Origin of the sequence: Enterococcus montenegrensis (assembly GCF_029983095.1) — a bacterium.
In the GTDB taxonomy this organism is placed as follows: Bacteria; Bacillota; Bacilli; order Lactobacillales; family Enterococcaceae; genus Enterococcus_C; species Enterococcus_C montenegrensis.
Window position 1 is genome coordinate 594,814 of sequence record NZ_CP120467.1, and the last position, 19,456, is coordinate 614,269.

The 19,456-nt window shown below is 36.6% G+C and carries 16 protein-coding genes and 1 pseudogene; 12 read left to right on the forward strand and 5 right to left on the reverse strand.

Annotated features, from left to right (window positions below):
* The first annotated feature begins 19 nt into the window (after positions 1–19).
* From P3T75_RS02840 to P3T75_RS02850, 3 genes are all read left to right on the forward strand, one after another.
* The gene (locus tag P3T75_RS02840) at positions 20–1,258 is read left to right on the forward strand and encodes an MFS transporter (RefSeq protein WP_282462161.1); all 1,239 of its coding nucleotides are present in this window, start codon (positions 20–22) and stop codon (positions 1,256–1,258) included.
* A gap of 160 nt (positions 1,259–1,418) precedes the next feature.
* Positions 1,419–2,642: a dicarboxylate/amino acid:cation symporter gene (locus P3T75_RS02845; RefSeq protein WP_282462162.1), complete on the forward strand. Its 1,224-nt coding sequence runs from the start codon at positions 1,419–1,421 to the stop codon at positions 2,640–2,642.
* A gap of 252 nt (positions 2,643–2,894) precedes the next feature.
* Complete coding sequence (locus P3T75_RS02850; RefSeq protein ID WP_282462163.1) at positions 2,895–3,734, forward strand: hypothetical protein; 840 nt, start codon at positions 2,895–2,897, stop codon at positions 3,732–3,734.
* An 82-nt stretch (positions 3,735–3,816) separates the two neighbouring features.
* Here P3T75_RS02850 and P3T75_RS02855 read toward each other — a convergent pair whose 3' ends face one another.
* Entirely contained in the window at positions 3,817–4,149 is a 333-nt protein-coding gene (locus P3T75_RS02855; RefSeq protein WP_230709444.1) for a hypothetical protein, read from the reverse strand.
* A gap of 163 nt (positions 4,150–4,312) precedes the next feature.
* Between P3T75_RS02855 and P3T75_RS02860 the strand changes: the two genes are divergently transcribed.
* Positions 4,313–5,713: a C69 family dipeptidase gene (locus P3T75_RS02860; RefSeq protein WP_230709442.1), complete on the forward strand. Its 1,401-nt coding sequence runs from the start codon at positions 4,313–4,315 to the stop codon at positions 5,711–5,713.
* A gap of 272 nt (positions 5,714–5,985) precedes the next feature.
* Here the strand turns inward: P3T75_RS02860 and P3T75_RS02865 are convergent, their stop codons facing one another.
* The 4 genes from P3T75_RS02865 to P3T75_RS02880 form a co-directional block, all read right to left on the reverse strand.
* Positions 5,986–6,345 carry a YxeA family protein gene (locus tag P3T75_RS02865; protein ID WP_206904478.1) on the reverse strand — a complete coding sequence of 120 codons (360 nt, stop codon included), beginning with the start codon at positions 6,343–6,345 and terminating at the stop codon, positions 5,986–5,988.
* A 546-nt stretch (positions 6,346–6,891) separates the two neighbouring features.
* Positions 6,892–7,764 carry a sugar ABC transporter permease gene (locus P3T75_RS02870; RefSeq protein ID WP_230709440.1) on the reverse strand — a complete coding sequence of 291 codons (873 nt, stop codon included), beginning with the start codon at positions 7,762–7,764 and terminating at the stop codon, positions 6,892–6,894.
* A 3-nt stretch (positions 7,765–7,767) separates the two neighbouring features.
* Entirely contained in the window at positions 7,768–9,117 is a 1,350-nt protein-coding gene (locus tag P3T75_RS02875) for a carbohydrate ABC transporter permease (RefSeq protein ID WP_206904482.1), read from the reverse strand.
* A 201-nt stretch (positions 9,118–9,318) separates the two neighbouring features.
* The gene (locus tag P3T75_RS02880; RefSeq protein ID WP_282462164.1) at positions 9,319–10,575 is read right to left on the reverse strand and encodes an extracellular solute-binding protein; all 1,257 of its coding nucleotides are present in this window, start codon (positions 10,573–10,575) and stop codon (positions 9,319–9,321) included.
* A 368-nt stretch (positions 10,576–10,943) separates the two neighbouring features.
* Here P3T75_RS02880 and P3T75_RS02885 point away from each other — a divergent pair, with 368 nt between their 5' ends.
* From P3T75_RS02885 to P3T75_RS02920, 8 genes and pseudogenes are all read left to right on the forward strand, one after another.
* Complete coding sequence (locus P3T75_RS02885) at positions 10,944–12,701, forward strand: glycoside hydrolase family 13 protein (protein WP_282462165.1); 1,758 nt, start codon at positions 10,944–10,946, stop codon at positions 12,699–12,701.
* Between the two features lie 14 nt (positions 12,702–12,715).
* Positions 12,716–14,341, forward strand: a complete 1,626-nt coding sequence (locus P3T75_RS02890) for a glycoside hydrolase family 13 protein (RefSeq protein ID WP_282462166.1) — start codon at positions 12,716–12,718, stop codon at positions 14,339–14,341.
* On the forward strand, positions 14,338–15,972 hold the full coding sequence (locus P3T75_RS02895; RefSeq protein ID WP_282462167.1) for a glycoside hydrolase family 13 protein: 1,635 nt from the start codon (positions 14,338–14,340) through the stop codon (positions 15,970–15,972). The genes P3T75_RS02890 and P3T75_RS02895 overlap by 4 nt, the downstream gene beginning before the upstream one ends.
* A 115-nt stretch (positions 15,973–16,087) precedes the next feature.
* Complete coding sequence (locus P3T75_RS02900; protein ID WP_282462168.1) at positions 16,088–16,804, forward strand: CPBP family intramembrane glutamic endopeptidase; 717 nt, start codon at positions 16,088–16,090, stop codon at positions 16,802–16,804.
* A 238-nt stretch (positions 16,805–17,042) separates the two neighbouring features.
* On the forward strand, positions 17,043–17,978 hold the full coding sequence (locus P3T75_RS02905) for a cation diffusion facilitator family transporter (RefSeq protein WP_230709427.1): 936 nt from the start codon (positions 17,043–17,045) through the stop codon (positions 17,976–17,978).
* Positions 17,979–18,076: 98 nt separating this feature from the next.
* A pseudogene (gene efp, locus P3T75_RS02910) lies at positions 18,077–18,618 on the forward strand (elongation factor P).
* Between the two features lie 93 nt (positions 18,619–18,711).
* Positions 18,712–19,095 (forward strand): fluoride efflux transporter FluC, encoded by a 384-nt coding sequence (locus P3T75_RS02915; protein WP_282462169.1) that lies wholly within the window; start codon positions 18,712–18,714, stop codon positions 19,093–19,095.
* The gene (locus tag P3T75_RS02920; RefSeq protein ID WP_282462170.1) at positions 19,092–19,445 is read left to right on the forward strand and encodes a fluoride efflux transporter FluC; all 354 of its coding nucleotides are present in this window, start codon (positions 19,092–19,094) and stop codon (positions 19,443–19,445) included. The genes P3T75_RS02915 and P3T75_RS02920 overlap by 4 nt, the downstream gene beginning before the upstream one ends.
* Positions 19,446–19,456 lie beyond the last annotated feature (11 nt).

A 19,456-nucleotide genomic window follows, 5' to 3' on the forward strand; every position in this document is an offset into this window, starting at 1 on the left:
TGAAAAAAGGAGCAAGACTATGGAATCTTCCAAACAAGCAGTAAAAGTGAGCAATAATTATTGGATTAAAGTTGTCGCCTTGTTTTTTGTTGGCTGGATTTTAATGTATGCCACCCGAACGATTTTCAATCCAATTATGGGAATTATTGGTGAAAATTTTGGTTTAAGTAATACCCAATTAGGGTTAGCCAATTCTATTTTCTTTTTGACCTATGCAATTGCACAAGTACCATTTGGGGTTATTGGCGATAAAATTGGTCGTAAATTAGTGATTACGATTGGTTTTCTAATTATGGGTGTCATGACGTATTTTAGTGGGCTAGCAACAACCTTTGTCATGTTTTTAATTATTCGGGCAATGGCTGGTATTGGTCAAGGTGCGTATTATGGTCCACAATATGCTCTATCAACAGAATCTATTCCTAAAAGTAAACTAACATTAGGGACGGCTATTATTAACAGTGGGATGGCCTTTGGGACTTCAGGTGGCTACTTACTTTCCAGTAAATTGGTGTTGGAAAATGGGGAACATTGGAGTAAACCTTTCTTCATTATGGCGGTACCGACGATTATTGTTGCCATTTTATTTTACACATTATTAAAAGAAAAGGTTATTCGTCCAGAAGATGAAGCGAAAAAAGTGGCAGCAAATCCTACTGAAAATAAAGTTTCTTTTAAATCAATTATTTCCAACAAAAACTTACTGGCTGCATTCATTTTATGTTTCACAAGCATTTATGCCAATTTTGTTATTATTACCTGGTTGCCATCTTTTCTAATTGCTGAACGGGGTTTTGCTGGCACGAGCGTAGGTTTTATTTCTTCATTAGTACCGTGGGCGTCAATTCCTGGAGCGTTGATTTTTGCACGTATTGCCGATAAATCTGGCAGTACCAAAAAATTAGTGTATTTACTTGTGCCATTAGCCATTCTATCAGTCTTTTCAATTGCGTTTGTAACCAATCGTACACTATTAATTGCGGTGTTAATTTTATACGGGTTGACTGGGAAATTGGCTCTTGATCCAATCGTTGTAGCTTACGTGACAAAAAACGCACCAAAAGGTTCCTTGTCGACTACTTTAAGTGCGTATAACTTTATTGGAATGTCTGGATCCATTTTAGCACCTTATATTACCGGCTTTTTAGCAGACACCGTTGGTTCTATGAAAATCGGTTTTTATCTTGCTTGTGTTTTACAAGTGATTGGTTTACTCGTTTTTGCAGTTTTAGCAAAAGATACAAAGGAAGAAGCATAGTTTTTAATAGCTGTGGTCGGAGCTAAAATAAGACGATTTTGATTTATAAAAACAATTTCAACTACCACAGCTATTATTTTAATCGCAGCGCTATCGTCTTATGATTGCGGGGAAAAACTAAAGATGGCGGGCGATCATTACAGTTATAGAGGTGAGGAAAATGACAAAAAAATTCTCCATGATCACCCAAATATTGATTGCTGTCGTTTTAGGTTTGGCATTTGGTTTGTTTATACCAGAATGGGCCCACTACTTAAAAATTATTGGCGATATCTTCTTAAAGTTGATGCAGATGGCAATACCAGTTTTGGTTTTAGGTCAAATTATTCAAGCAGTTGGCAGCATTAAGCCAAAAGAGTTAACGAGTTTAGGTATTCGCACGGTTATAGATTTTGGTGTGTCATCACTATTGGCAGCTAGCTGGGGTATTTTCATTGCAGTTTTGTTTAACCCCGGCTATGGTGTGGATATGACCGCCTCTTTAGGTCAAGGAATTAAAGAGCAGGAAATTTCTTTAAGTCAAACAATCAGTGACTTTTTCTCGAAAAATATTTTTGCTTCTTTGGCAGAAGGTTCTATTATTCAAATTATCGTATTTGCTTTATTTTTTGGCTTAGCTCTCAGCAAATTTATGCAAAAAAAACCAACCTCATCCTTATTCCAGATTATTGTAGATTTTAATGAAGTCATTATTAACATTATTTATTATGTGATGATTTTTGCTCCAATCGGGATTTTTTCCCTAATTGCTTCTACTATTAGTGAGTTGGGGATTAAGATTATATTGCCGCTAATGAAGTATTTGTTAGTCTATGGTTTAAGTACATTCCTGTTTTTAGGTTTATGGATAATCGTAATCGCCCTTTATGGCAAGTTAAATCCATGGCGGCTGGTTTTGAATATGAAAAATATGTCGGTGATGGCGCTTGCGACGACGTCTTCAGCGATTACACTACCAATTGCGATGGAAGAATCCCGGCATAAATTAGGGTTAAGCAATCGTATTACCAATTTAGTTTTACCTTTGGGGATGTCATTAAACAGTAATGGTTCGGCTATGCACATGGCGATTACCGTTATGACAATTGCCCAAATGTATCAAATGGATTTTTCGATTGAGAAAATGTTTTATCTGGCGATAACAGCAACGTTTGTTTCCTTAGCAAATGCTGTGGTACCAGGAGCAGGCCTTGTTTCGCTGGCGATTATTGTACCTCAAATGGGTCTACCTATTGAAAGTATTGCAATATTTGCTGGGGTAGAATGGTTTGTGGGAATGCTTCGGACGATTTTAAATGTAAATTCAGATGTTTATTCAGCGATTGTAGTAGCAAAGTCTGTCAATGAAATTGACTATGACATTTTCAATCAAACAAAAAGTTAGTCTAGGAGGTGGGAGAAAATTTTTGTCCCACCTCTTTCTTTTGAATAAACGGCGTTTAAGATATAACATTGTTAGCAATAGTCGACTGAGGAGCTGGAATCATATCTACTTGATCTTGAAGCTGAACACTTCTATCAAGCTCTTTTTTATTATGAGGACAAATAGGCTGTATTTACCTTTTTACGCCACTGGTTTTTTAATGTTCTTGTGATACTATAGAAAAATATGTAAAGAAGCTTTTTTTACTATTTTTTGAAGGGAAGAAAAGAAATGTCTGTTTTCTTTTATACGGATCGTGGCAACAAACAAAATGAAGACTTTGTCTACGGCAATGATACATTTGGTTTTATTTTAGATGGTGCCAGTGGATTAGGAGATAATTATTTGGCGGGTATGAGTGATGCGCAGGTTTTTAGCCATTTTATCGGCGGTCAACTGATAACACTTTTGGCGAATGAAAAAATGGCAACAAGTCGTGCTTTGATGCAGGCTGTTACCAGCTTTGCACAAAATTACCGCAAAGAATTAGGGAAGCTAACCCCTGATTTGTGGCCGAGTGCCACATTTAGTTGTTATCGTAAAATTGGCACGGAAATGGAGTTTAGTTGGTTGGGAGATTCACCAATCACTGCATTTTTAAACCAACAAATGCGTACTTTCTATGATCGGACCGTTCCACAAAATGATCAACGAATTGTTTCAACTTTTCATCAACTATTAAAAAAAGGCGAAACAATTGAGGCTGCAAAAGCGGCAGTGACAAAAGATTTGGTAAAAAATCGGCAAACAAAAAATACACCAAACGGATATGCGATTTTAGACCCGTCCCCAATTGGCATTGCGCGCTTATCACAAAAAAGTGTACCAGCTGACCAATTGGAAAAAATAGTCATTACCAGTGATGGCTTTTATCGGTTAGTGGATACCTTTAATGAATGTACACCGCATCAGTTAGGTCACTTTCAAGATTATGGGACTTTGGTAGCCGCCTGTAATCACCTTCGTAAGTTAGAAGGTGAAGATGCAAAATTGCTAACCTATCCGCGTTTTAAACAAAGTGACGATGCCAGTGTTCTTGTTTGGCAAAAATAAAAAGATGGACCACATCTCAGCTTCATTGCTGTAAACGTGGTCTATCTTTTTATTTTCATGAGATTATTTGCTTGGATTTTCACTAGGCATTGTTGACAATCTTTTGAATTTGATCGTCTAAGCTGCGAATAACATGGGCAGCATTGTTTTTAAAGTCTTCACTAAAGCTGTTACCTGCTGGCGTGACAGTACCGACTTCTTTGTTCATAATATCGTAGATAACCAGACTTTCATCTTCTTTTTGCCAGTTCACTTTCCAATAAGGTCCTTCAAGTGCACCGTTTAAAATATCTTGTGCATTGTCTAAAACGGCTTGCAAAATAATTTTTTCTTCAGTCGTTGTGATACCTCGATTTTTGTCGTCGGCTAATTTTTCAGTTACTTCAATCATGTTAGTGGGAACAAGTAGTGACATGGTAATTCCTCCTTTTTTTCTATTATAACTTTTATTTGAAAATGGGGGTAAAGATTACCTTTTCATCATTTTCAAGGTTTTTGTTTCACAAAAATGAAGAGAAGGTCTACACTTTAATTAGTGAATAAGTAAAAGTCAATTAATTAGTGAAAGGATGAAAAAAATGAACAATCACAGTGCATGTACGACGATTTTGGTAGGAAAAAAGGCTTCAATTGATGGTTCTACTATGATTGCCCGCAACGAAGATGGAGAAGCGCCATTAAATCCTAAGAATTTTATTGTAGTAAAACCAGAAGAACAAGTGCAAAATTACAAAGCTGTTATTAGTGGTGTTGAAATAAAATTACCTGACAATCCCTTGCGTTATACTGCTACGCCGGATGTTTCACCTAAAATCGGTATTTGGGGAGAATCTGGTATTAATAGCGCGAATGTTGCCATGTCAGCAACTGAAACAATTACAAGCAACTCTCGGATTTTGGGAGTCGATCCTTATGTGACAGGCGGTATTGGGGAAGAAGATATGCTGACTATCGTCTTGCCATATATTAAAAGTGCCCAAGCAGGCGTTAAACGCTTAGGCGCATTGTTAGAAGAATTCGGCACGTATGAACCAAATGGTATTGCCTTTTCTGATCAGGATGAAATTTGGTGGTTTGAAACAATCGGTGGACATCACTGGGCTGCTGTTAAAATTCCAGATGATGCTTATGTGGTGGCACCTAATCGGATGAATATTACTGACTTTGATTTTGATTCACCCGATACATTGTGTTCGAAAGATTTAAAAGAATTGATTCACACCTATCATTTAAATCCTGATTATACTGGCTATAATTTACGGCACATCTTTGGTAGTGCAACGGTAAAAGATAACCAATACAACAATCCGCGGGCTTGGTATGTGCAACGCTTCTTCACGCCAGAGATAGAACAATCACCCTTTGATCAAAATCTGCCATTTATTTGTAAAGCCAATCGTTTAATAAGTGTGGAAGATATCAAATGGGCGTTAAGTTCTCATTATGAAGAAACAGTCTATGATTGTTATGGCGACGGTACGAAAGCACAAAAAAGCCAGTTGCGTCCCATCGGCATTAACCGCAATCAAGAAGTACACATTTTGCAATTGCGTAATGACGTACCAAAAGAAATTGCAGGTATTCATTGGTTGGCTTTTGGTCCGAATACCTTTAACACTGTTGTGCCATTTTATGCAAATGTAGAAGATACACCAGCTTTTTATAAAGAAGTAAAAGAAGATTTTAGTTTGGATAATATGTATTGGTTAAGTGGCGTGATCGCCGTTTTAGGGGATACAAATTATAATTTATATTCAGATGTACGGGATGATTATGTACAAGATAGTGTTGCCGCTTTTCGTCATATCCAACACAAGGCAGATCAAAATGCAGTCAACGAAGAAGATAGCTCAAATTATTTAGCTTCAGTGAATGAAGAGTATGCCAAAGTAGCCAAAGAGTTGACAACAAAACTGCTTGGACAAATGGTAATGCTTGGTGCACCACAAATGAAGTTGCGTTTTAACTTAGGGGATTAATGTGAATACGTTGTAAAAGCCAATTAAGCAAAAAGGAGCTGGGACTACTTATAGTCCCAGCTCTTTTTTGCAATAAAAATTAATCTCAAAGCAGCTTATCGCAAAAGAAGTTGCTTTGAGATTAATCACTTTGTTAAAGGCTATAAAATTTGAAAGTCATGTCACTATTTTATTTCCTTACGCAATTTGTGCAAGGGTGGTTCCTAAATTTTTTTATGAATAGAACTTGTGGCGTTATGCTAAATTTGGGAATCATAGGAGGTTATAGCGATTTAATTTAAATGCGTTAATGCTTTTTTGGGTACCGCTTTTTCAGCGACTTCTTCCCACTGAGTCACGCCTTCTTTTTTGGTATTGTACGTAACTTTTAAGTATGCATTTTTCCGCAAGGGGCGTTCTTTGTTGGCACGAAAGGTTAATTCTTTACTTTTGCCATTTTCATCGTAACCGGTTAATTGATATTCGTAGTCTAAATATTCTTGGCCGCTGTCATCTTTTAAGGTCACTTGTTTACCATCTGTTGTCACTTGAACATAATAGGTATCGCCACCCATCTCTGTTGTTTCAATAAATTTAAATAATCCAAAGGCCGCGACGATAACAACCACTAAGCCGATTAATAGTTTTTTCATGTATTCCACCATCCTGTTTACTTTATAACACTATCTTAAACGGATTTTAAAAAAGGTACCATAGCTTTTTATTGCGAAAGACTTACATTTTTGCAATAAGCCGATTTTCATAAGTAAAAAAAATAGCCTTCTAAAAGGCTAAGGTGATCTGTTACAAGAAAATGCGTCATGCCATTTTCTTATGTAATACGGCTAAAGGGGCTAAAAAAATAGCTTGGCGGAAACTATGGGGAATAGTTTTCCGCCTATTGGGAAATTAAGGTTATTGGGGAATATCCTTGTTTCTACTACTCATTTTAAACTGTTTTGACTAAATTGCATTATAATTATTCTAAATAGGAAAATCAAGAGGTTCTACAATGTTATTTTCTTCATTATAAAAGGCGACAATATCCTCTTTTTTAGGTAATTTTCGTTTTACTTCATTTTTTTTTGAATTAGAGAATTTTTTGATAAGAAAAAATTTGAAAAAATAGATAAAAACGCCTGCTGTACAATTGTTTTGAAAATAATTGTACAGCAGGCATTTTGCTTGGATTTTTTTGATTAACCTTTTACAGAACCAGAAGTAATCCCTTCTACATAATATTTTTGCATGAAGATAAATAAAATCGTAATTGGAATTGCAATCAGTACACAACCGGCTGTAAAAGACATAAATAAAGAGTTTGCAGTTGTTTTGTTCATCATTGAGAATAAGCCGATCGCAACGGTGTAGTTTTTAACATCGTCGCCCATGATGATCTTGGCAAAGATAAAGTCCATCCACGGAGCCATAAAGGCCATTAAAGCAGTGTAGACAATAATTGGCTTGGAAAGGGGAAGCGTAATTTTAGTAAAAATTTGCCATTTGTTGGCACCGTCAATCATGGCAGATTCATCTAAGGCCATTGGAATGGTATCAAAGAATCCCTTCGCAATATAAAAACCTAGGGCAGCGCCCGAAGAGTAGATCAAAATTAAAGCGACCAAACTTTGAGTTAAATCCATTGCTTTTAAAATATAGTAGACCGCAATCATACTCATAAAGCCAGGAAACATATTTAAAACTAAGGCCACTTTTAAAAATGGTTTCCGTAGTTTAAAACGCAATCGCGATAAGGCATAAGCCATGGCAATTGTAATGAAGGTTGAAAGCAGACAGCTAATAACTGCAACAAAAAGTGTGTTTAAAAACCAACGGACAAAAGGATAGTTGCCTGAAGCATCACTTAAAAGGGTAGCATAATTTCCCATTGTAAATTCTTTGGGGATGATATAAGGAACAAATGCGCCCCCTTCTGAACGAAAGCTCGTAAGAACAATCCAGAAAATAGGAAAGAGCCAAAAGACTGCCATAATCGTTAAAATGGCGTAGATTAACGTGCGGGTTGCTCTTTGTTTTTTATGATAACTTTTGCTTTTTGATTGTACCGCCATTTTTTACGCCTCCTTAAATGAATTTGTACGCGTGTAGGCCATTAAACTAAAGACTGCTGATAAGATGAAGATCAAAATACCGATAACAGAGGCTAAATTATAGTCCATCGTATTGACAGTCAAGTTATAAAGCCAAGTAACTAAAAGGTCAGTGGAACCAGCGCCGTAAAAGTCAGAGTTGGTTGGACCACCTTGCGTTAATAGATAGATAACGTTGAAGTTATTGATATTGCCGATAAATTGTTGGATTAAAGCTGGTGTCATGACAAATAGGATTTGTGGGAAAGTGATGTTACGGAAAATTTGGAATTTATTCGCCCCATCAATTTCAGCAGCTTCAATTTGATCAGTTGGCAAGTTTTGGATAATCCCAGTTGAAATTAACATCGTGACTGGAATCCCGATCCACATATTGACAACAATAACGGTAATTTTTGCTAAAATTGGATCTGTTAAAAAAGGAATCGAGCTAGAAATCCAACCTAAATTTTGTAAGATGGCATTAATTGGTCCCGCATCATTTAGTAAATTACGCATGACAAGTAAAGAGACAAATTGCGGCACAGCCATTGTAATAACAAAAAGTGTTCGCCACATTTTTTTGTATTTAATGCCTTTTGCGTTAATTAATAAGGCTAAGATAATACCAAAAAAGAAATTGGTTACAGTTGCAAAGATGGCCCAAATTAAGGTCCAGCCTAAGACGGGGAAGAAGGTTCCGGCCATATCACCGCTAATGACATTACCAAAATTTTGTAATCCAACCCAAGTAAATAAGCTTTTTGGTGGTAAGTGATTATGATCGTAGTTCGTAAAGGCGATGGAAATCATGTATAAAAGCGGTAAAACGGTAAAGAACAAGACACCGATTAATGGGACAGACATTAACGTAACATGGAAACGTTCGTTTAATAAGCTGCGTAAGTCTTGAGTAGTTGAAGGAATTTTATCGCCAGATAGTTTTAATTCAAAAAGGTGACGTGCACTTTTTAAGTTGATAACATATAAAATAATTAATAAAACACAGACTAAAATAGCCGCAATCCCAAATAGTAAAATCAACATGGAATTATCGCCTTTTTGTAAAAGTTCAATTCCTAAATCTTCGTTATAAACCAAACCTTGTTTTTTTGTGCCTAAGGTTTGAAGCATCGCTAAGGCGTGAGCACCATTGGTTACAAGCCAATAAATAAAGCCAATTTCACTGGCTAAAAACAAAAGACCTTTTGGAATTTGTTTGTTTGCCAGGTTAGCAGCACCCATAATGAAAAAAGATAATTTAGTGGGCAAATCACCTTTTTTAAAAAGCTCTCTAAAGGTGATGTGGGTTTCATAGTTTTTCTTTTTGAACATGTGGTCTTCACCTAACTTTCGTTTTTCCTGCTTGTATTTAAAAGAGGAATTTTGAATAAGGAGAATTGAACAAAACTCCCAGTTGTGTTTGAAAGCTAGCTGCATTGCCAAGCTTTCTTAACTAAAAAGGCCGAGCGAAAAAATCTGCAGGGATTTTTTGATCGGCCTTAAATTTTACACTTGCGTCAAACTAATAACGATTTATTCTGCTGACTTAGATGTATCAGCAACAAATTTATCCAATTTTGCTTGGTAGTCACTAGCGGCGATTTTGCCTTTGTAAGTGTCGTTAATCAAAGCGTCCATTGGTGGCCAGAATGAAACCATTTCTGGTAATTTGGGCATTACAACAGAATGTTCTGGGTCAGCCATTTCCATAACTGCTTTTGCGACAGCGTCTTCTTTAACTTTGCTATCTTCTTGTAATTCTTTGTTAACAGGAATTACGCCGTTTACTTCGAATTCTTTTTGTTGTGTTTCTTTACCACTTAGGTAGTTTGCTAATGCCATGGCTGCTAGTGGTGCTTTTGTTTGTTGGTTAACACCGTAAACTTTAACACCTAAAAAAGCTTTCATTTGTTTTGGACCATTGCCAAAATCAATGGTAGGGTAAGCTGCAACAGCCATGTTATCACCCAATGCTTTTTTCACATCATTTTTAGACCATGGACCAGAAAGGAAAGCATCTGTTTTACCAGATTGTAAGTTTGATAAGGCAGATGCGTTGGCTTGAACGACACCGGCATTATCTTTTTGTTTGGCGATCCAGTCAAGAACTTGTACACCTTGTTCATCATTGAAGTTTGTTCCTTTTAAGTCTTCACCATTTTCACCATATAAAACATTGCCGTTACTCATGAATAATGGACCAAAGATGTAGTTAGCACCTGCTTCAGCAAAGTTTGTCCCGATTTTACCTTTTTGGGTTAACGTTGCCCAAGTTTTTACATCATCTGCAGATAATTTTGCTTTGTTATAGTAAAGAACTTGTGATTCAACACCATAAGGGTAGCCGTAAATTTTATCTTTCCAAGTAACACCGTTAACAGCTGCTTCGGTATTATTTTCTTTAATTTCTTCTGCTTGTTTTTTACCAACGGGATACAAAAGACCAGCTTCTGCCATTTGACCAATTTGATCGTGGGGCATCATGAAAACATCAGCAGCTTTTTCTGGGTCTTTTGAAACATCTGCTTTAGCGTCAGCAGATTGACCGGCTTTAATGGTTACTTTTACATCGGGATATTCTTTTTGGAAATCAGCAACAGCTTCTTTAATAGCTGGAATATGTTCAGTATCAATCCATACTTTTAAATCACCTTTTACTTCTTCAGATTTTGCGGATGAGTTATCTGCGCTGTCATCTTTTGAATCACTTGAACCACAAGCTGCTAATGTCATAGCAGATAAACTTAAAACTACGCCACCCATCAATAACTTTTTCCAATTTGATTTCATTTCTTGTTCCTCCCAAAAATTATTTAAATGATTTCGCTTACAAAATGTATTATGCAACCGATTGCGGAAATAGTCAAGCAATTTATTTGAAATATTTTTTTCACTTTTTTAAAACACGTGATACAAATTGAAAGTTCCATAAAAGTTTTACGTATATAACGAAAACAATTAACGATATAGACTAATTTTGCGAACGAAAATAAGAATCGGTCATTTTAGTAACACTTGCAAAGAAGCAAAAAAATATAAATGCAATCGTTTGCGGTAATTTCATTGAAATTCAAATTTTAATATGTCATAATGAAGCCGAAATGAACTTTTTCTCATGAAAAATATCGTGAGTAATCAAAAAAGAAGGGTGCGATTTGATGAATACAGCAGCAATTAATCACCGTCCAGATAGCGAGTTTGCCTATTTATATCAAAAAGATCTCATGCACATTCGCTTAAAAACAGCCAAAAATGATGTGAAAAAAGTAGAACTTCTTCATGGGGATACCTATACTTTAGAAGCAGAAAAGTGGTATCAAAAACCATTAGTAATGGAAAAATATTTAACGACTGAATTGCATGATTATTGGGTGGTAGCAACGAGTGAACCATATAAGCGCATGGCTTATGGCTTTAAAGTTGTCGGTTTAGATGATAGTGAAATTTTTTATGGCGATCATGGCTGTTTTCCAGCTGAAAAAGAATACCTAAAGATGCCGAATAACTATTTTAGAATGCCGTATTTTCATGAAGTTGATCGCTTTAAAGCACCAGCGTGGGTAAAAAATACAGTATGGTATCAAATTTTTCCAGAGCGATTTGCCAACGGGGATAAAAGTAATGATCCCAAAGGGACGCTGCCGTGGGGCTCAAAAGATCCTGATCGTCAAGATTTCTTTGGTGGCGACTTACAAGGCGTTTTAGATCACTTAGACCATTTCACCGAACTTGGGATTAACGGTCTCTATTTTTGTCCGATTTTTAAAGCCCATTCCAATCACAAATACGATACGATCGATTACTTTGAAATTGATCCAGACTTTGGCGATAAAAAATTATTTAAAAAATTAGTAGCGGAATGTCATAAACGGGGCATCAAAATAATGTTAGATGCAGTCTTTAATCATATGGGGGATACTTCACCACAATGGCAAGATGTTTTGCAAAATGGTGCCGCTTCAAAATATGCTGATTGGTTTCACATTAATGAATTTCCAGCTAGCTATAAAGAAGGAAAAGATTTTGAAGATGCCTATGATATTACCTATGATGTTTTTGCTTTTACTCCTCATATGCCAAAATTAAATACAGCAAATCCAGAAGTAAAAAAATATCTTTTGGAGATTGCAGCGTATTGGATTAAAGAATTTGATATTGATGCTTGGCGTTTGGATGTCGCCAATGAAGTCGATCACACTTTTTGGCGGGAATTTCGGCAAGTGTGTGATGCAGCCAAAGATGATTTCTATATTTTAGGTGAAATTTGGCACTCTTCTCAAAGTTGGCTTAATGGTGATGAATTTACCGCTGTAATGAACTACGCATATACAGATGCTATTTCCAGTGCTTTTGTTAAAAAAGACATCACGTTAGAAAAAATGGTATCGGAAATTAATCGGCAATTAATGCTTTATCGCCAACAAACCAACCAAGTGCAATTTAATGTCTTAGATTCCCACGATACACCGCGAATTTTAACGGAGGCAAAAAACGATAAAGACTTAATGAAACAAGTAGAGGCTTTTACTTATTTACAACCCGGAGTACCGTGTATTTATTACGGCGATGAATTTGCCATGACAGGAGAAATGGATCCAGATTGTCGTAAATGTATGGTTTGGCAAGAAGAAGATCAGGACTTGGATATGTTTGCCTTTTTCAAAAAACTGGTCAAATTTCGCCGTGACTTTGCAAAAATACTATCAGAAGGTCAAATGATTTGGGAAAATGTTGATCTAGCTAAACAGCAAATTGTACTTCAACGCAAATTAGCTGATAAAAAAATTATCGGCTATTTCAATTTGGGTGAAAATGCGAACTCTCTAACTATTAAAGGGGAAATTATTTTGGCTAATGGCTTTACTGCCGATCTGAAATTAGCTCCTAAAGGTTTTGTCATTACAAAAGAGGATTAGAAAGAGTGAAAAAAATGGAAAAACACTGGTGGCAAGAAGTTGTTGTATACCAAATTTATCCCCGCAGTTTTAAAGACAGCAACGGTGATGGAATTGGCGATATTGGCGGTATTATTGAAAAATTAGATTATTTAAAAAAACTGGGAATTGGTGCGATTTGGTTATCCCCAGTCTATGCATCTCCTAATGATGATAATGGTTACGATATTTCAGATTATGAAGCGATTATGGCCGAATTTGGCACAATGGAGGATATGGAGCGGCTAATTACTGAAGCTAAAAAGCGTTCCATCAAAATTGTGATGGACTTAGTAGTCAATCATACTTCTGATGAGCATCAATGGTTTCTTGAAGCCAAAAAAGGCAAGGAAAATACCTACCGCGATTATTATATTTGGGCCGATCCTAAAGCAGATGGCAGCGCGCCCAATGAATTGGGATCGACATTTTCTGGCAGCGCTTGGGAATTTGATGAAGCAAGTGGGCAGTATTACTTGCATTTATTCTCCAAAAAACAACCTGATTTAAATTGGGCCAATGAAAAAGTGCGGCAGGCAGTTTATGATATGATGAATTTTTGGATTGAAAAAGGAATTGGCGGTTTTCGTATGGATGTTATTGATTTGATCGGCAAAGTGCCAGAAAAGATGATTACCGGCAATGGTGCCAAACTCCATGACTATTTACAAGAGATGAACAAAGCAACTTTTGGTAAACACGATTTGTTAACCGTCGGCGAAACATGGGGAGCAACACCTGAAATTGCCAAATTATACTCAAATCCTAAACGCCAAGAGTTAAGCATGGTCTTTCAATTTGAACATGTCGCATTAGATGAACAGCCCCAAAAAAGCAAATGGGATTTACGTCCCCTTGCAGTGGCACAATTGAAGGAAGTTTTTGCCAAATGGCAAACAGAACTAGGTGATGAAGGATGGAACTCACTATTTTGGAACAACCATGATTTACCCCGCATTATTTCCCGTTGGGGAGACGAAAAAAATTATCGTGTTAAAAGCGGTAAATTGTTAGCGATTTTATTACACTTACTAAAAGGGACGCCATATATTTATCAAGGAGAAGAAATTGGCATGACCAATCATTTGGTTAGTGCCATTGAAGAAGTTGACGATATTGAAAGTATTAACATGTATCATGAACGACTCGCTCAAGGATATAAACCAGCTGAAATTATAAATGCCATCAATGTTAAAGGAAGAGATAATGCCAGAACACCCATGCAATGGGACGATAGTCAACACGCTGGTTTTACGACCGGTACACCGTGGCTTACGGTAAATGAGAATTATCCTAAAATAAACGTCACCCAGGCATTAGCGGATAAAGATTCACTTTTTTATACGTATCAAAAATTGATTCAATTACGAAAAGACAACCCGTTAGTGGTATGGGGGGATTTTCACCTATTAAAAACAGCTCCTGAAGTTTTTGCCTATACACGAAGCTTCAAAGAAAAAACGTGGCTTGTTGTGACAAACTTTGCTAGTGAAGCAAATGAATTTCATTACGACGGTGCAATTAAGGAACTGATTTTATCCAACGGTCCTACGCCAAGTCAATTGGAAAAAGTTGTACTTATGCCTTGGGATGCTTTTGTCGTGGAAGTGGTGAAATCATGACCAATTGGTGGCAAAATGCAGTGGGGTATCAAATTTATCCCCGTAGTTTTTATGATAGTAATGGGGATGGCATTGGGGATATTAAAGGAATTATTGCCAAAATTCCCTATCTTAAGGAACTGGGAGTTGATTTTATTTGGTTAAATCCCATGTACAAATCTCCCAATGTAGATAATGGCTATGATATTTCTGATTATAAAGACATCGCAGCCGAATATGGTGATATGGCACAGTTTAAGGAACTTTTAGAGGCGTGCCACAAAGAAAATCTGAAAATTATTTTGGATTTAGTAGTCAACCACACCAGCGATCAGCACCCTTGGTTTGTGGAAGCAAGAAAAGGTAAAGAAAATCCGTACCGTAATTATTATCACTGGCAGAATGCTACGCCAGCTAACTTGCCGAATAATTGGCAGAGTTTTTTTGGCGGTTCAACTTGGACGGTCGATGAACCAAGTGGTCAGGCTTATTTTCACGTATTTGCGCCAGAACAACCGGATTTAAATTGGAAAAATGAAGCTGTGCGTACTGAAATTTACCAAATGATTCGCTGGTGGTTAGAACTGGGAATTGATGGATTTCGATTAGATGCCATCAGCCATATCCAAAAGGAACCTTGGAATTTTAAAATTAAAGATAATCCTTGGGCACCTTTCATGAATGTAGCTGGTATTGACAATTATATGAAGGATTTACAACAAATTTTTAATGAATACAATGTGATGACAGTAGGAGAAGCCAGTGGCGTTTCCAGTAAAAAAGCGGTTAATTGGACAGATTCAGAAGGTTATTTGGATATGATTTTTGAATTGGAACATAATGTTCGAAAAGGCGTTGCTGGAAGCGAACGGATTGATTTATTAGGCTTTAAAAAAGTTATCGCCCGTTGGCAAAAAGATTTAGGTAAAAAAGGTTGGAATGCCCTATATCTTGAAAATCATGATAATCCACGCTTTAACACAATTTTAGGCAACGAAACCAAGAAGTCAGCGAAAGCTTTAGCCATGATGTATTTATTATTACGTGGAACGCCTTTTATTTATCAAGGGCAAGAATTAGGCGCAACAAACTATCCATTTCAAACAATTTCAGAAGTGGATGCCAAAGATACCCTTTCTTTTTATCATCGGCTGCTAGCTGAAAATAAAAGTGAAGCAGAAGCATTGCAGCTTGCCACTTCTTGGAGTCGTGATCATGCTCGTACCCCAATGCAATGGGATGATAGCAAAAACGCTGGCTTTACTACAGGTACACCTTGGCTGAAAGTCAATCCCAATTATGTCAAAATCAATGTTGCGGCTGAAAAGGAAGATCCTGACTCGGTCTTGAATTTTTATCGTCAATTGATTCAAATACGTAGACAAGAGGAGACTTTTGCAACTGGGACCTTTGAATTATTGGCTCAAAATGACCCTGATATTTTTGCATATTTAAGAAAAGGGGAAAAGCAGTTTTTAATTATTACCAATATCAGCCAAAAAACTAGAAAACTAACGTTGCCCAAAAAAATCTGGCAGAAAAATTGGCAGTCCTATATTGCAAACGACAAAACCGCCCCTAAAAAATTAACAAAAGAAATGACATTTGCTCCTTACGATGCTTTGTTATTCGTGGAGCAATCAAATAGCTGATAATTTATAATCTAGCAAAAAAGCGAGCCGACCTTAGTGGGGCTCGCTTTTTTTGCGAATACTAGAACTTTTGCTACACTTAACTTACCAAATTCAGTGGAAGAGGGAAAAGAGAGTGAAAGAAAAATGGGAAAGAAAAGATTTATTTGGTTTAATTGTTTTGCCTTTGGAGTTATTAATCGGCAATAATCTGATAGGGCTGCCTTTTTTTAAGGAGAATCCCTTTTATTTTTTAATAGGGGGAATCAGCGTTAATATCTTAGCCTTTGTCGTGTTGCTCATGTTATATAAATCCACTTTAAAAAAACAATGGCAGCAATATCGCCAGCATTTGTGGCGTAACTTGTTATTGGCGTTGGTTTTGGTTGTTGTCAGTCATTTATTGATTCAATTTATCAGAGGGGCGTTGCCAGAAAATCTGATCAAAATTCCAGCGGATACTGCCGATAGCGGTGTTTTGCAAACTGATTTTAAAGAAAATAGGCAGCTTGTCGCTTTGTTTTTGGCTGCATTGCCTTCGTTTATTGCACCATTTTCTGAAGAGTTGGTTTTTCGCTATTTATTAGTTGGAAAAGCACCTAATCATTTTATTCGTGGCATTATGCTGTTTATTCAAGCTATTTTATTTGGTTTAATACATTACGCAAATTTTAACGGTAATCTCTATGCCACCATTCCTTATATGACGGTAGGTTTTTTCTTTGGTCTAATTTATTTGGTCTATCGCAATATTTGGGGTTCACTAATGGTTCATTGGATTTTTAATACGGTTAATCAAATGATTCCAACCTTGTTTATCATCGTTTTAACTTTATTAGGTATAGCCAACTAAAACATAAAAATAATTGGAGGTAAGGGCTATGTTTCTGGCACTTATCTCTAATTATTTTACGTTCTTAAAAAAGTTGTTTTATTTAAATGAAGACCGTTACTTACATAGGGTCATATGGAGAAAAATTGCGAGTATTTGTAGAATATTTTGTTTTAAAAGCGCTATTGTTTTTGCTAAATTGCTAGTTTCTTTATAATAAAGAAGAGACTTCAATTAATTAAAAAAAGGGATGAGAAAAATGGAAAAAGAAACAAATCAAGGGATGATGGCCGTAATTGCTGCTTTAGTCGCCAATATATTAGTGGCGATTAGTAAATTTGTCGGCTACTTGTTAAGCGGAAGTGCCGCAATGTTAAACGAGAGTATTCATAGTGTCGTCGATTGTAGCAATCAAGCGCTATTGCTAATCGGGGATAAGTGGGCGGCACGTCCGGTCAGCCAGTTGCATCAGTTTGGTGAGGGGCGAGCAAAGTATTTTTTTAGTACCATTGTAGCGATGATGCTTTTCTTTGGTGGTGGTGCTTTAGGTGTGATGGAAGCAATGGAAAAGCTTTTTCATCCGGCTCACGAAGTTGGTAACCAATGGCTTGTGATTATCATTTTAATTTTTGGGATGGCAGTAGAAGGGAGCTCACTACGCATTGCCTTTAAAGAAATTAAGGAATTGAATGAAGAGAAGTTACCGTTATTTCGCTTTTTAAGAGAAAGCCGTCACAGCGAAATTTTAATTATTTTTACCGAAGATTTTTGTGCAGTGATTGGTTTAGTAATAGCTTTAATGGGAACTATTTTAACCATGGTAACCGGCAATGCACTATTTGATGCTTTAAGCGGGTTATTAATCGGTCTATTGTTAATGTTCGCTGCAATTTTTCTAGCACGGGAATTTTATAGTCTAATTATTGGCGAAAGCGTTACTGCTAGTGATTTGAAAAAGATTAAAGCAGCCTTTTCGCGCACAGAAGTAAAACGTCTGATTGATATTAAGACTGTGCATTTGGGGCCAACAGAAATTATGATTGCCGCAAAAATTGACATCGTTGATGAAGCAGAAGCCCATAGTTATAGGGTTGTAAATGAGATCGAGCGCCAAATTCGTCAAAGTCTGCCAGATAAAAAAGCCTATATTTATATCGAAACAGACGAATACGATCCCAACTACGTTAGAAAATAAAAAGAGGCTAAATGAGAATTTTGGCTAAAACTAGCATAAATGCGTCTTGTTTGCTACAATGAAAAAGAATTTTATAACAAGAAAGAAGGATTTAGACAATGATTGCAGCAAGCGACTTACGGGCAGGGATGACATTTGTCCAAGACGGTAAATTGATCAAAGTTTTAGATGCGAGTCATCATAAACCAGGTAAAGGAAACACGGTAATGCGAATGAAACTTCGCGACGTTCGAACTGGTGCGACGTATGACACAACTTTACGTCCTGATGAAAAATTTGAAAAAGCACACATCGATACAAAACCTGTGCAATATTTATATACAATGGATGATACAGCCTTCTTCATGGATTTGGAAACATATGAACAATATGAAATTCCAGTTGAAACAATTGCAGAAGAAATGAAATACTTGTTGGAAAATATGGAAGTTAAAATTCAATTCTTCGGTTCTGAAGTAATTGGGGTGCAATTACCAACAACTGTTCACAACCTTCAATTAAAGGTGCAACTGTAACTGGCTCTGGTAAACCGGCAACAATGGAAACAGGCTTAGTTGTTAACGTACCAGATTTTATTGAAGCCGGTGAAAGCTTAGAAATTAACACGGCTGAAGGTACGTATATCAAACGTGCAAAATAATTGAAATGAAAACCAAGAGGTGCAACTTTTACTCTTGGTTTTTTTGTGCTACTTTTTTAATAGCAAAACTTTTTTTGAAGAGGGGGCATTTGAGTGGATTACATAATTGTAGCTTTTTTTGCGTTTTTTGGTGGCAATGCACGCTATTTATTGGGTTTAAGTTTACCTGTAGTCAATGGCTTTCCACTAGGAACCTTGGTGACCAATTTATTGGGCTGTTTTTTGTTTAGCTGGTTAGTAAAACACATTATGGCCGATCAAGATGTCAACGGCCGGTTAATTCTAGGCGTGGGTACTGGCTTTTTTGGTGCCTTTACAACATTTTCTTCCTTTGCTTTAGATACGGTAAAACTTTTTGAAACAAACGTTTTATTGGCGGGACTTTATTTAACTGTATCCATTTTTGGTGGAATTTTAATGGCCTATCTAGGAGAAAAAGTATGGCGCCCAAAGCCTCATAAGGAGGACTTAGAATGAATATGCTACTGGTTGGTTTGGGAGCTGCGTTAGGTGCTATGGCACGCTTTTTTATTAATCGTTTTTTTGAAAAGCGACCCCATCCTTATCCGTGGGCGACCCAAATTATTAATTTAACAGGTGCTTTTATCTTAGGAGTATTTTCTGGCTTGCATTTAAGTGATGCCGCATATTTGTTTTTGGGAACGGGTATGATGGGCGGGTACACGACTTTTTCTACCTTTAATTTTGAATTATTAACTTTGTGGCAGGCAAAACCTAAATTTTTTTATCGCTATTTTGCTATTTCTTATGGTGGCGGCTTATTTTTAAGCTTTCTGGGGGTTTTCGTAGGAAGTTTGGGACAATAAAATACCCAAAG